At 61.8% G+C, this 13,097-nt stretch carries 13 protein-coding genes; 2 read left to right on the forward strand and 11 right to left on the reverse strand.

Annotated features, from left to right (window positions below; genetic code table 11):
- Positions 1 to 232: 232 nt before the first annotated feature.
- Complete coding sequence (locus CAF87_RS10500; protein WP_085731366.1) at positions 233 to 616, forward strand: SCP2 sterol-binding domain-containing protein; 384 nt, start codon at positions 233 to 235, stop codon at positions 614 to 616.
- A gap of 36 nt (positions 617 to 652) precedes the next feature.
- Here CAF87_RS10500 and CAF87_RS10505 read toward each other — a convergent pair whose 3' ends face one another.
- From CAF87_RS10505 to exbB, 8 genes are all read right to left on the reverse strand, one after another.
- The gene (locus tag CAF87_RS10505; RefSeq protein ID WP_085731367.1) at positions 653 to 1,432 is read right to left on the reverse strand and encodes a Fic family protein; all 780 of its coding nucleotides are present in this window, start codon (positions 1,430 to 1,432) and stop codon (positions 653 to 655) included.
- On the reverse strand, positions 1,410 to 1,667 hold the full coding sequence (locus CAF87_RS10510) for a hypothetical protein (protein ID WP_085731368.1): 258 nt from the start codon (positions 1,665 to 1,667) through the stop codon (positions 1,410 to 1,412). The genes CAF87_RS10505 and CAF87_RS10510 overlap by 23 nt, the downstream gene beginning before the upstream one ends.
- Before the next feature lie 137 nt (positions 1,668 to 1,804).
- Positions 1,805 to 3,205, reverse strand: a complete 1,401-nt coding sequence (locus tag CAF87_RS10515; RefSeq protein WP_085696810.1) for an aminoacyl-tRNA deacylase and HDOD domain-containing protein — start codon at positions 3,203 to 3,205, stop codon at positions 1,805 to 1,807.
- Positions 3,206 to 3,284: 79 nt separating this feature from the next.
- A complete protein-coding gene (gene recG, locus CAF87_RS10520) occupies positions 3,285 to 5,360 on the reverse strand; it encodes an ATP-dependent DNA helicase RecG (RefSeq protein ID WP_085731369.1) in 2,076 nt (691 codons plus the stop codon).
- Positions 5,361 to 5,369: 9 nt separating this feature from the next.
- A complete protein-coding gene (locus tag CAF87_RS10525) occupies positions 5,370 to 6,299 on the reverse strand; it encodes a hydrogen peroxide-inducible genes activator (RefSeq protein WP_007954418.1) in 930 nt (309 codons plus the stop codon).
- Between the two features lie 175 nt (positions 6,300 to 6,474).
- The gene (locus tag CAF87_RS10530) at positions 6,475 to 7,224 is read right to left on the reverse strand and encodes an energy transducer TonB (protein WP_085731370.1); all 750 of its coding nucleotides are present in this window, start codon (positions 7,222 to 7,224) and stop codon (positions 6,475 to 6,477) included.
- Positions 7,221 to 7,649: a TonB system transport protein ExbD gene (exbD, locus tag CAF87_RS10535; protein WP_085731371.1), complete on the reverse strand. Its 429-nt coding sequence runs from the start codon at positions 7,647 to 7,649 to the stop codon at positions 7,221 to 7,223. Before exbD ends, CAF87_RS10530 begins: the two co-directional genes overlap by 4 nt.
- A gap of 6 nt (positions 7,650 to 7,655) precedes the next feature.
- Entirely contained in the window at positions 7,656 to 8,609 is a 954-nt protein-coding gene (gene exbB / locus CAF87_RS10540) for a tonB-system energizer ExbB (protein WP_085731372.1), read from the reverse strand.
- Positions 8,610 to 8,797: 188 nt separating this feature from the next.
- On the opposite strand from exbB, the gene CAF87_RS10545 reads away from it, so the two are divergent.
- A complete protein-coding gene (locus tag CAF87_RS10545) occupies positions 8,798 to 9,655 on the forward strand; it encodes an SDR family oxidoreductase (RefSeq protein WP_085731373.1) in 858 nt (285 codons plus the stop codon).
- A gap of 73 nt (positions 9,656 to 9,728) precedes the next feature.
- Here the strand turns inward: CAF87_RS10545 and CAF87_RS10550 are convergent, their stop codons facing one another.
- The 3 genes from CAF87_RS10550 to spoT form a co-directional block, all read right to left on the reverse strand.
- The gene (locus tag CAF87_RS10550) at positions 9,729 to 10,469 is read right to left on the reverse strand and encodes a hypothetical protein (RefSeq protein WP_085731374.1); all 741 of its coding nucleotides are present in this window, start codon (positions 10,467 to 10,469) and stop codon (positions 9,729 to 9,731) included.
- 72 nt (positions 10,470 to 10,541) lie between these two features.
- Positions 10,542 to 10,922, reverse strand: a complete 381-nt coding sequence (locus tag CAF87_RS10555; RefSeq protein WP_003229509.1) for a RidA family protein — start codon at positions 10,920 to 10,922, stop codon at positions 10,542 to 10,544.
- A 24-nt stretch (positions 10,923 to 10,946) separates the two neighbouring features.
- Positions 10,947 to 13,052 carry a bifunctional GTP diphosphokinase/guanosine-3',5'-bis pyrophosphate 3'-pyrophosphohydrolase gene (gene spoT / locus CAF87_RS10560; protein WP_085731375.1) on the reverse strand — a complete coding sequence of 702 codons (2,106 nt, stop codon included), beginning with the start codon at positions 13,050 to 13,052 and terminating at the stop codon, positions 10,947 to 10,949.
- Positions 13,053 to 13,097 lie beyond the last annotated feature (45 nt).

Below are 13,097 nucleotides of genomic sequence, written 5' to 3' on the forward strand. Positions count from 1 at the left end.
CGCAGCTTCTACAGGAATGTGTTTCTTCAGGTGTAGGACGGGGGGTGGTGTGACGCGGACCGTCACAGGATGCATTCCCACGCAGAGCCTGGGAACGATCAGATAAGCGTGACTTGGCAGTCATCATGCGAGAAAAGCCATGCATCGTCTTCTATCCATGCAAGATAGTGGCGAATCCGTCCGAATCCCTTACACTCCCCCGGCCGTTCATTTTCCTTTTGAGGCTGTGCACATGAAATTTCGTTTTCTTCTGTGGATGCTGGGTCTGTTGATGGGTAAGGCCAGTCGGACAAATCCTGCGTTCCAGCAGCAGTTGGGTGACAAGGATCTGGTGTTTCAGCTACAGACTCTGGACGGGAAAGTGGCGCGGCATTTTGTGGTGAAGGGCCAGCGCATTACCAGCAAGTCCGGGGTGGTGGCGGAGCCGGCGTTTGCGATTGCCTTTAAAGACGCGGCGTTCGGGTTTGCCACGATGCAGGCGAAGAACAAGCAGCTGGCGTTCATGCAGGGGATTCAGGACAAGTCGATCCAGCTCAAGGGCAATCCAGCGCTGGTGATGTGGTTTCAGGGGTTGATGAAGTATTTGAAGCCGCGGAAGGCCAAGCCGAAGGCATAGGGCTTTCAGGGAGCTTGTCGGGACAGGCCTGCCTCTTCAGCTTTCGGGCTCGGGAGGCTCGGCGTCCAGGGGCTGGGCCCGGTATGTCTTGTAGATCTGCTGGACTTGGGGGTTGTCCAGGTTCTCGTAAGTGATGTCTTCCTTGTCCAGGCCATCCAGGCCTCTGATGCCACTGATGGTCTCTGGCCATTCGTCACGACTGGATATATCGACTACGAACGGGTTGAGGTAGTTATCGAGATGCCTTTCGCGCGGCTCTCGGATCTCGTCGCTGAGTGCCCGCAAGTAGTCGTCTTTGCTTGTTCTTGACCAGTCGATGGCGAACCCGGCTCGATAACAGAGCTCCATGAAGACCAATAGAATCGCGCGTCCATTGCCGTCCAGGAAGGGGTGTGCGAAAGCCAGTTGGCCCATCACTCCGCCGGGATGGTCCCTGAAGCGTTTCTTGTCTGCTGCGAGCTTGAGCGCATAGTCGACAGACATTTTGATGGAGGCCGGGCGCTCGAAGACTGTGCTACGAGGGTCGTCGAGAGAGCCCTTGAAGACTGCCAGATGGGGGACGAGCTCGTTCCGGTCTTTTCCTGCCCAGTGATAGAAGCCTGAGAACAGGATCTCGTGAACCTTGAGTACACTCTGGTAATCGATCGGCTTTTTCTTGGCCAGATAGGCAAGCGCCTCTTCGATACTCAATTCGAACGAAAGATGTTCTGACTCTTTTACTTCAACGGGATCTTTCAGTTGCAGCGAGTTTTGAAGATATCCAGCCGTTTCGAAGTCGCCGAACGATCGAAAGTCATGCGCTGCGTTTCTGTGCACGCCTTTCCTGAAGATAGCGCCCTTGGAGCGCCAGGATTTCAGATTTGCTCAGAACGCCTTTTCTCTTGAGATTGACGAGCAACTGTTCGATGCCATCCAGCTCGACGACATCGCCAGCCAAGCGGGTAATCCCCACAGCCATACGACTCATGCCGTCACGTCTGGCCGTAACCTTGTTGTCTTTGGCGAGCTTGCGGACTTCGCTAGCAACGCTGACAGCATCTGTTTGGGTCATCGGAAATCCCTCTGTTTGCCGTCAAATCATAGCAGGGCGCTTGTTTGCTGTCGTTGCTGGCAAAGTGACCGAAATCTGTGGAGCCAGGGCCCTATCTGCAATCAAAACAGGCCCTGATTGACGTTCCGAAGAATGCTTTAAGCCTGGCTGAACTGCGAAGCCAATTCACGCAACAACACTTCCGCCTCAAGCACTTTGCTGACCACGTCATTGGCCTTGTCGCGAGTCAAACCAACACGCTCCAGCAACGCATCCGGAATGTCTTCATCCGGCCCGGAACCAATCCCGCGACTGCGCAGCAGGCGCACGGCCAGGCAGACGAGGTTCGGGTATTCGGCGTAGGCGCCGTCGTAGTTCGGGTCGTGCTGGAAGCGCAGGGCGGTGGCCAGTTCGTCCGGCATGTCCCAGTAGCGCATCAGCCAGGAGCCGATCTGTTCGCGGCTGATGCCCAGCAGGTGTTGCTCGACGTAGCTGTGGCACAGGTGCGGGTTGACCTCTAGGTGCCGGCAGATCAGCGAGAAGTGCGGCGGGAACACGTGGGCCAGCAGCAGGTAGCCGAAGTTGTGCAGCAGGCCGGCGAGGTAGGTCAGGCCGGATTCCGGACGCTGGGCGCGCGGCATGGCGCGGGTCAGGCCTTCGATGACGGCGGCGGTGTAGATCGACTGCTGCCAGTACGGCGTGGTGTGTTGCGGGTGGTCTTTGGGCAGGCTCAGGGTCTTGCCGAGGGCCAGGCCCAGCGCCAGGTTGATCACCAGATCGAAGCCCAGCACGCGGACGATTGCGTCTTCCACCGAACGGATCTTGCCCGGCGAAGCGTAGTACGGCGACGCCGCCCAGCTCACCACTTGTGCGGCCAGCGCCGGGTCGGTTTCGACCACGCCGGTAATGTCGTCGATGGTGGCGTTCGGGTCGACGCGCAGCTTGATGATTTTTTGTGCGGTTTCGGCCAGCGGCGGAATCTCGATGGTCGCTTCCAGACGTTGCTGGATGCGCCGCGCGGTGAACGCCTGCACGGCCTGGGTGATTTCCTCGCGGTCATCGTCCGGGCGGTCGAGGTTCGGGCGGATGCTGCTCAGGGCTTCGCCGAAGTTGGCGGCGCTGGCCTTGGTCAGCATGGTCTTGAAATCTTCGCTGGCGATTTCCAGCAGCAGGCCCGGCTCGCCGGAGTTGATCAGCAACTTCGGCTCGCGCAGCAGGCTTTCTTCGTAGAGGCACGGCGAGCTGGTCAGCGCCGGCAGTCCTGGCAGCAGGCTCAGGCTGTGTTTGCCGAGCATCTTTTCCAGGCGCTCGGTGGACACGGCGGTCAGGCGACGGCCTGTCAGCTCGGCGAGGCGGTTGAGATCCAGCAACTGGCTCTGTGGAAACAGCACCATCAGCGCACCGACCGCGTCGTCCAGCAACACGGCCTGCACTTTGCGCGAGGCGTTGAGGCCGTGGTGGTCGAGCACTTCTTCGTAGGCGACGCCCAGCTTGTTGAGCAGCAGCCGAATAACAGACGGAGCGTGCGGGGATTCGGGGGCGAGAGCAGCTTCGGTCATGGTCTGTATCCGTTTTTGAAACAATTGCTGGAGTATAACCAGCTTGGTTGGAACGAGCTTTGAGAAACTGCGACAGTGCTCACACTTGGCCGTATTGCTGCCCGTGTCGCAGCCAGCGGTCGAGCAACGGGCTGACATGGGTGGGCCAGCGTTCGAGCAAGGCCTGGGCGGCATCGCGCACGGCGGGCAGCAGATCGGCGTCGCGCATCAGGTCGGCGACCTTGAATTGCAGCAGGCCGGTCTGGCGGGTGCCGAGCATTTCGCCGGGGCCGCGCAGTTCGAGGTCTTTTTCGGCGATGACGAAACCGTCGTTGGTCTCGCGCATGATGCCCAGGCGCTGACGGCCGATCTGTGACAGCGGCGGATGGTAGAGCAGCACGCAATGGCTGACCGCGCTGCCCCGGCCGACACGGCCACGCAACTGGTGCAGTTGCGCAAGGCCGAGGCGCTCGGGGTTTTCGATGATCATCAGGCTGGCGTTGGGTACGTCGACGCCGACTTCGATCACGGTGGTGGCGACCAGCAGTTGCAGGTTGCCGGCCTTGAACTCGGCCATGACGGCGGCTTTCTCGGCAGGCTTCATGCGGCCGTGGATCAGCCCGACCTTCAGCTCGCCGAGGGCGGCGGTGAGGTCCTCGAAAGTGGTTTCGGCGGCCTGGCAGGTCAGCTCTTCGGACTCTTCGATCAGCGTGCACACCCAATAGGCCTGACGGCCCTCGGCGCAGGCGCTGCGCACCCGTTCGATGACTTCGACGCGACGGGTGTCGGTGACCAGCACGGTGTTGACCGGGGTTCGGCCGGGCGGCAGTTCGTCGAGGATCGAGGTGTCGAGGTCGGCGTAGGCGCTCATCGCCAGCGTCCGCGGAATCGGCGTGGCGGTCATGATCAGTTGATGCGGACACATGCGCCCGCCGACGCCTTTCTGCCGCAGCGCCAGACGTTGCTGTACGCCGAAGCGGTGTTGTTCGTCGATGATCACCAGCGCCAGATTCTTGAACTGCACTTCGTCCTGGAACAGCGCGTGGGTGCCGACCACCATCGGCGTGCCGCTGGCGATCTGTTCCAGCGCGGCCACGCGGTTCTTGCCCTTGAGCTTGCCGGCCAGCCATGCCACGTCGATGCCCAGCGGCTCGAGCCAGCGCTTGAAGGTGATGAAGTGTTGCTCGGCAAGGATCTCGGTCGGCGCCATCAGTGCGACCTGATAACCCGCTTCCAGTGCTTGCAGCGCTGCGAGGGCGGCGACCACGGTTTTGCCCGCACCGACGTCGCCCTGAATCAGCCGCAGCATCGGTTCGTGCTGGCTGAGGTCGTAGGCGATTTCGTTGCCGACCCGTTGCTGAGCGCCGGTCGGATTGAAGCCGAGGTTGGCCAGGTATTGCGCGGGCAGCTTGGTGGCTTTCGGCATCGCTGGCGCGCGCAGGGAACGCATGCTTTCGCGCAGGCGCTGCTGCGATAGCTGGTGAGTCAGCAACTCTTCGAAGGCCAGACGATGCTGGGCCCAGTGATGACCGAGGGCGAGTTCGTCGACGTCGGCATCGGCGGGCGGGTTGTGCAGGTAGCGGATCGCATCGGCCAGCGGCGCCAGTTGGTAGTCGCGGGCCAGTTCGGTCGGCAGCCAATCGGGCAGGGTGGCCGGCTTGAGCAGGGTCAGCGTCTGCATGCACAACTGGCGCAGGCGCGCCTGGGTAAGGCCTTCGGTCAGCGGGTAGACCGGAGTCAGGGTTTCATCCACCGGCGGCGGCTCGTCGCCGTTGATGGCGCGGTATTCCGGGTGGTAGATCTCCAGCCCCGAGGCGCCGGGCCGGGCTTCGCCGTAGCAGCGAATCCGCGTGCCGCGCTTGAGGCCTTCTTTCTGTGCGTTGCTGAAGTGGTAGAAGCGCAGGCTCAGTCCGCCGGTGCCGTCCTGCAAGCGCACGACGAGGCTGCGGCGTCGGCCCATGACCACGTCGGCGCCGCTGACGGTGCCTTCGACCACGGCGTCCTGTCCCGGCCGCAACGCGCCGATCGGCACCACGCGGGTGCGATCCTGATAACGCAGCGGCAGGTGGAACAGCACGTCCTGGAGGTTTTCCAGGCCGACCTTGGCCAATTTCTCGGCCATGGCCTCGCCGACACCCTTGAGTGCGGTGACCGAGACCTGCGACAGCTCCGTCATGATGCTGGCTTAACCGGCCGTGACCGGCGCGGCGGGTTTGGCGACCGAGCACAGGCGAATGGAGTCGGCGAGGATCTCGATGGCTTTCGGCCGCGGGAAGCTGGCGCGCCAGGCGATGGCCACGGTGCGGAATGGCACCGGTGCCGACAACGGACGCACTTCGATCACGCCCGGAGCGTAGTGATGGCTGTCCACCGCCGACAGTGGCAGGATCGAGATGCCCAGGCCGGACGCGACCATGTGGCGAATGGTTTCCAGCGAGCTGGATTCGACCGTGGTGTGCTTGGCGCCGTCGTTGCCCTTGGTCAGGGTCGGGCAGGCTTCCAGCACCTGATCGCGGAAGCAGTGACCCTCGCCGAGCAGCAGCAGGCTCTTGTCGTTGAGCAGGGCGGCGTCGATGGATTCTTTTTGCGTCCACGGGTGCTGGGCCGGCATCAGGACGTAGAACGGTTCGTCGTAGAGTTGCAGGGTCAGCACGTCGGCTTCGTTGAAGGGCAGGGCGATGATGATCGCGTCCAGCTCGCCGTTGCGCAGTTTGTCGCGCAGCACGTGGGTGAAGTTTTCTTCGATGTACAACGGCATCTGCGGGGCGACCCGGTGCAGTTGTGGAATCAGGTGCGGGAACAGGTACGGGCCGACGGTGTAGATCGCGCCGACTTTCAGCGGGGCGGTCAGCTGGTTCTTGCCGGCCTGGGCCAGTTCGCGGATGCCTTGGGCCTGCTCCAGCACTTTCTGCGCCTGGGCGACGATGCCTTCGCCGACCGGGGTCAGGCGCACGGCGCTTTTGCTGCGCTCGAAAATCAGCACACCGAGTTCGTCTTCAAGCTTTTTCACGCCCACCGACAGGGTCGGCTGGCTGACGTGGCAACGCTCGGCCGCGTGGCCGAAATGCTGCTCTTGGGCGAGGGTAACGATGTAGCGTAATTCTGTGAGGGTCATAGCAAGCGTCCATGAAGATGCGGGCCAAGCATACCGGCTGCGATCGATAGGCGCACGTTATCAGACTGAGTGATGAATGCGACACCGGGCAATGCCGGTTTGCCGTTGGCAGATATGAGAAAGGCACCTTTCGGTGCCTTTCTGGCGGGATCGAGCCGTGTTCTGCCGGTGCAGATCAGCGGCGACGTTCCAGCGAGTAAACAAACGGCGCAACAATTTCGATCGAGCCATTGGTCAACATGTCGGCCGGTGGCTTGGGCAGCGGTTGGGCGCGGCGGATCATGTCCAGGGTGGCCCGGTCCAGATCGGCGTTGCCGGAGCGGCCCACCAGTTCGAACGACAGCACATTGCCTTCGCCGTCCACCACGAAACGCAGCCGGTTCAAGCCTTCCTTGCCGCGTGCCTGTGCGCTTGCCGGGTACTTCTTGTACTTCTGCAAATGCGCAAGCAGGGTGCCTTGCCAGCTGGCCTTGGCCGCCATTTGTGCTGGCGACGGGCCCGGTGCCGGCTGGGCGGATTTCTCCGTCGGTGCCTGGGTCTGCTGAGGTTCCGCCGGTTTTTCCTCGGAAGGTTTTTCCTTCACTGGCTCCGGTTTCTTCTCAACCGGTTTTGGCGGTTGCGGCTTTGGCTTGGGTTTTGGCTTCGGCTTGGGTACGGCAATCTCTGCCTTTGGGGCTTCGGCCAGTTTCGGGATCGGCAGTTCTTCGACCGGAGCCGGTGGCTGCGGTGGCGTGACGACTTTCGGCGGTGCAGGCGGTGGCGGGGCCGGAACCGGTGCCAGCTCGACCATCATTGCCTGCGGCGGCAATTCGATGGGCGGGCGAGCGGTCCAGTTCAGCGCCAGCGCGATGGCCAGCGCATGAACGCCCAGCACCACGGCCAGGCTACCGCTGTAACGCGTCAGCTTATGGCGCGTCGTGATCATTTCTTGACTGCGCTCTCGAGCCCGACCAGACCAACCTTCAGGTAACCGGCGCTACGCAGGTTGTCCATCACGCTCATCAGGTCGCCGTAATCCACTCCTTTGTCGGCCTGGAAGAAGATGGTGGTGTCTTTCTTGCCATGGGTCCTGGCGTCGAGCACGGCGCCGAGGGTTTCGGCTTTGACTTCGTCGTCACCGATGTACAGGCGCTGGTCAGCCTTCACGCTGAGGAACACCGGTTTCTCTGGCCGCGGCGCCGGTTTGGCGGTGGAGGCGGGCAGGTCGACCTTGATGTCCACGGTGGCCAGCGGAGCCGCCACCATGAAGATGATCAACAGCACCAGCATCACGTCGATGAACGGCGTGACGTTGATTTCGTGGTTCTCGGCCAGATCGTCGTCTGCGCCTTCTTTCAAATGCAGGCCCATGGCCGATTACCCCACTTTCACCATGTGCGGTTGCGAGCTGCTGCGCTCAGGCTGGTGGTCGAGTTCGCGGCTGACCAGCAGCAGGACTTCTGCCGACGCATCGGACACCTGAGCCTTGTAACCGGCGATGGAGCGGGCGAATACGTTGTAGATCACAACCGCCGGGATCGCAGCGACCAGACCCAGTGCGGTGGCCAGCAGCGCTTCTGCGATGCCTGGCGCCACGACGGCGAGGTTGGTGGTCTGGGTTTTGGCGATGCCGATGAAGCTGTTCATGATGCCCCACACGGTACCGAACAGGCCGACGAACGGCGCGGTGGAACCGATGGTGGCGAGTACGCCGGTGCCGCTGCTCATGTTGCGGCCACAGGCAGCTACCAGACGCTCGAGGCGGAAGCTGACGCGTTCCTTGATACCTTCTTTCTCGCGGGAGTTGACCGACAGGCGCATCTCTTCGAGGGCGTCGTGGACCAGCAGGTTGGCGAGGGTGCCTTCCTTCGCCGCGGTGGCGCTGGCTTCTTTAAGGGTGGTGGCTTTCTTCAGGGCAGCGATTTCGCCACGCAGACGGCGTTTGGCGCCCATCAACTCGAAGCCCTTGGCGATCCAGATGGTCCAGGTGATGATCGAGGCGATGGCCAGGCCGATCATCACGGCTTTAACGATGACGTCGGCGTTCTGGTACATGCCCCATGGCGACAGGTCGTGGGCCATGCCCAGGGTGTTGTCGGCTTCGAGGACTTCCGGCGCATCGGCGGCGCTGGCGTCTACGGCCTGCACCGGGTCGGTCGCAGCAGGTGCGGCGGCTGGAGCGCTTTGCTCAGTGGCGGCTGGCGCGGCCGGGGCTTGTGCGTCAGCGAATGCGGCGACTGGCGCCAGCATCAGGCTGAGCAGCAGGGCAGCCACGGCGCTCCAGGCGCGAGGTCGTTTGGTTGGCGAAGCGGGGATTTGATTGCGTGTCATGCTGGCCGGACCTGAGATAGAAAAACGGTAATGCTCTTCCAGGCCTCGTGAGGCCGAGAACAAAAGTGGCGTGCATTATTGCAAGTAATTCTTGTTAACAAAAGTAATAGAGTTGCTTTTTTTCCTTCATTGCTAGCCGCTCGTCCCTTGCCGAGGCTAGTCTGTCGCTTTCCGATGGGAGATTTTTGATGTCCGCGCCCTCTGTTTTGATCGCCGGTTGCGGTGATGTCGGCAGCCGTCTGGCCAGGCAATTACTGGCCGCAGGCTTTCAGGTGTATGGCCTGCGCCGGGATGTTTCGCGTTTGCCGGAAGGCGTCATCGGTGTGGCCGGTGACTTGTTCAATGAAGATTGCCCCGAGACCTGGCCGGTTGGTGCCGTGGATTACCTGGTGTATTGCGCGGCTGCGACCGAGCACGATGAAGCCGGTTACCGCGCGGCTTATGTGCAGGGTTTGCAGCATGTGCTGGGATGGCTGGACGATTACGGACAGGTGCCGGATCGACTGCTGTTCGTTTCCAGCAGCAGTGTTTATGGGCAGCAGGACGGAGAATGGGTGGATGAAACCTCCGAAACCGTGGCTGCGGGGTATTCCGGTCGATTGATGCTGGAGGCCGAGCAAATCGCGCTGAACAACGGCATCCCGGCGAGCGTCGTGCGCCTGACCGGCATTTACGGCCCCGGCCGTGAGTGGCTGCTGACCCAGGTACGTCGGGGTTATCGCGTGGCGGTCGATCCGCCGCTGTATGGCAATCGCATCCATGCCGATGACGCGGCGGGCCTGATGGCGTTTCTGCTGGAGGCGGATCGCAAGGGTGTGGCGCTGGATGACGTCTACATCGGCGTGGACGATGCGCCGGCACCGCTGGCGGAAGTGGTGGCGTGGTTGCGCGAGTATCTGGGTGTCACCGAATGGTCGGAAGACGAGAGCGTGCGTCGAACCGGCAGCAAACGTTGCAGCAATGCCCGGGCGAAGGCATTGGGCTGGGTGCCGACGTATCCGAGTTATCGCGAGGGGTATGCCGCGATTCTTGAGGGGCGTTGCTGACTTTCGAACGCTGAAAACGACGGCGGGAGCAAATGTTTGCTCCCGCCGCTTTTGTTTCTATTTCAAGCGCAGATCACTGCTTCTCGAGCAACCACTTGCGTTCGCCGGGGCTGAACTGCGGTTGTTCGTCCGCCAGGGCCGTGTTTACGGCCTGCAGGATTTCCAGTTCCTTGCCCTTGCGAACGAAGATCCAGTTATTGCCCTGACCGTTCTGTTGCAGCCACATGCTGTCGTTGCCGCTGCTCATCGATGCGCAGTCGCCCGCCAGACACAAGGCATAACGGTCGGCACCAGGCAGGCCCGAGACTTGTCCGTCGGCCTGGAATTGCACAGTGGCGCCTTCGCCCTGGCCGCTGGCGATCTTCCAGTTGCCACCCAGATAGGCCGCGTACAGTGCGCGTTCGAAACTGGCACCGATCGGGGCGCCTTCCGGCACGGGGATCTGGGCGCGGTCGAAGAGCTGCTGTGGTTCGTTTTCGCTGGCAGCCTGATGCAACTGGCCGCCGTCACGTTTCAGCTCGCTGCCGGAGCTGCCGTAGAAGTCGACTTTCCAGGCGCCGGACTGTTCGCCCAGCAGCCGTCCTTCGACGTTCTCGAAACCGTTGGTATAGCGGGCCTGTCCGGCCTTGGTGTTGATGTCCCATTCCAGGTTCGGGCCATAGGCCTGAAGCGCTTCACGCAGGGGGCCGCCCTTGGCGGCGGCATCGATGGCGACCTGATTGATCCAGGTGCCGCTGATGTCACGGTCGGCAGGGTTGCTGGCGCAACCGCCGAGGAAAATGGCGAGCAGCGAGAGAGCAAGCGCTTTGCGCATGGTGGAATCCTTTCAAAACCTTTTCTTTACCGCAGAGCAGTCGGCGCGACCTGAAGGGCCGCGCCGTACGCATTACTCGATGACCAGAATGGCATCCATTTCAACCTGCGAACCCTTTGGCAGGGCAGCAACGCCGATGGCGGCGCGCGCCGGGTACGGCTGGTCGAAGTACTTGCCCATGATCTCGTTGACCTTGGCGAAGTGGCTCAGGTCGGTGAGGAAGATGTTCAGCTTGACGATGTCCTTGAACGAACCGCCGGCGGCTTCGGCCACGGCTTTCAGGTTCTCGAATACCTGGACGGTCTGGGCTTCGAAGCCTTCGACCAGTTCCATGGTTTTCGGGTCCAGCGGGATCTGGCCCGACATGTAGACAGTGTTGCCAGCCTTGATCGCCTGGGAGTAAGTGCCGATGGCGGCCGGGGCCTTGTCGCTGGTGATAACGGTCTTGGTCATGTATGACTCCTTGTAATGGTGGGCTCAGGCACGCATGCGGGTGATGCGGATCACCCCGGTCAGCGCGCGCAGTTTCTTGATCACGCGGGCCAGGTGCACACGGTCGTGGACGCTGACCACCAGTTGGACGACGCTGATGCGGCCATCGCGTTCGTCCATGCTGATTTTCTCGATATTGCCGTCGGCTGCGTTGACGCTGCTGGCCAGCAGCGCGATCAGGCCGCGCTGGTGCTCCAGCTCGACGCGCAGTTCGACGTTGAATTCGCCGGTGACATCTTTGGCCCACGAGAGCTGGATGCATTTTTCCGGGTTGTGGCGGATTTCGCTGATGTTGCGGCAGTTGTCCAGGTGCACGACCATGCCTTTGCCTGCCGACAGGTGACCGACAATCGGGTCACCCGGGATCGGCGTGCAACATTTGGCGTAGCTGAGAACCAGACCTTCGGTGCCGCGAATCGCCAGAGGACCTTCCGGACTTGGCAATTGCTCGCCTTCGCCGAGCAGGCGGCGTGCCACGACGTAGGCCATGCGGTTGCCCAGGCCGATGTCTTCCAGCAAGTCCTCGATCAGTTCGAGGCGGTACTCGGTGAGCATCGCCTTCACGCGCTCGGCCGGAATCTGTTCCAGCGCGCTGTCGAAACCGTTGAGCACCTTGTTCAGCAGGCGTTCGCCAAGGCTGATGGATTCGGAGCGGCGTTGCAGTTTCAGCGCATGGCGGATGTGGGTTCGCGCCTTGCCGGTGACCACGAAGTTGAGCCAGGCCGGGTTCGGCCGCGCGCCGGGAGCGCTGACGATCTCGACCGTGGAGCCGCTTTGCAGCGGTTCGGACAGCGGCGCGAGACGACGGTTGATCCGGCAGGCGATGCAGCTGTTACCGACGTCGGTGTGCACCGCGTAGGCAAAGTCGACCGCCGTGGAGCCTTTCGGCAGCTCCATGATCCGGCCTTTGGGAGTGAACACGTAGACCTCGTCCGGGAACAGGTCGATCTTCACGCTCTCGATGAATTCCAGCGAGTTGCCGGCACGTTGCTGCATTTCCAGCACGCCCTTGACCCACTGACGGGCGCGGGCATGGGTGCCTTTCGGCTGTTCGTCACCGCTGGACTTATACAGCCAGTGAGCGGCGATGCCGTTGTTGGCCATCTCTTCCATTTCGCGCGTGCGGATCTGGATCTCGATCGGAACACCGTGCATGCCGAAAAGGGTGGTGTGCAACGACTGATAGCCGTTGGCCTTGGGGATCGCGATGTAATCCTTGAAGCGTCCCGGCAACGGTTTGTACAAATTGTGCACAGCACCCAGCACGCGGTAGCAGGTATCGACCTTGTCGACGATGATCCGGAACGCGTAGACGTCCATGATCTCGTTGAAGGCCCGACGCTTGCCGCGCATTTTCTTGTAGATGCCGTAGAGGTGTTTCTGGCGACCGCTGACTTCGCCCTGAATGCCGTCGATGGCGAGGCAATGGCCAAGGGATTCTTCGATCTTGTTGACGATTTCCTTGCGATTGCCCCGGGCGCGTTTGACGGCCTGGTAGATCCGCGCGGAACGCATCGGGTGCATGGCCTTGAAACCGAGGTCTTCGAACTCGATGCGGATCGCGTGCATGCCCAAACGGTTGGCGATGGGTGCGTAGATCTCGAGGGTTTCCTTGGCGATGCGCCGGCGTTTTTCGCCGGACAGCACTTCCAGCGTGCGCATGTTGTGCAGGCGGTCGGCGAGTTTGACCAGGATCACGCGAATGTCGCGTGCCATGGCCATGGCCATTTTCTGGAAGTTTTCAGCCTGGGCTTCGGCCTTGGTCTCGAAGTTCATCTGGGTCAGTTTGCTGACCCCGTCGACCAGTTCGGCCACGGTTTCACCGAACTGCGCTTGCAGCGCTTCTTTGGCAATTCCGGTGTCTTCGATCACGTCATGCAGCATCGCAGCCATCAGGCTCTGATGGTCCATGTGCATGTCGGCAAGAATGTTCGCCACCGCAAGAGGATGCGTGACGTACGCCTCGCCGCTGCGCCGGCGTTGGCCGTCGTGGGCTTGTTCGGCGTAGAAATACGCTCGGCGGACCAGGTTGACCTGATCCTTGCCAAGGTAGGCCGATAAGCGATCGGCGAGGGCGTCTATGCTCGGCATGATGACTCCTGCCGCAAGCTGTGATCCCGCGCCGTGCTACGTCGA

The organism is Pseudomonas sp. R38(2017) (genome assembly GCF_002112395.1).
Lineage (GTDB): Bacteria > Pseudomonadota > Gammaproteobacteria > Pseudomonadales > Pseudomonadaceae > Aquipseudomonas.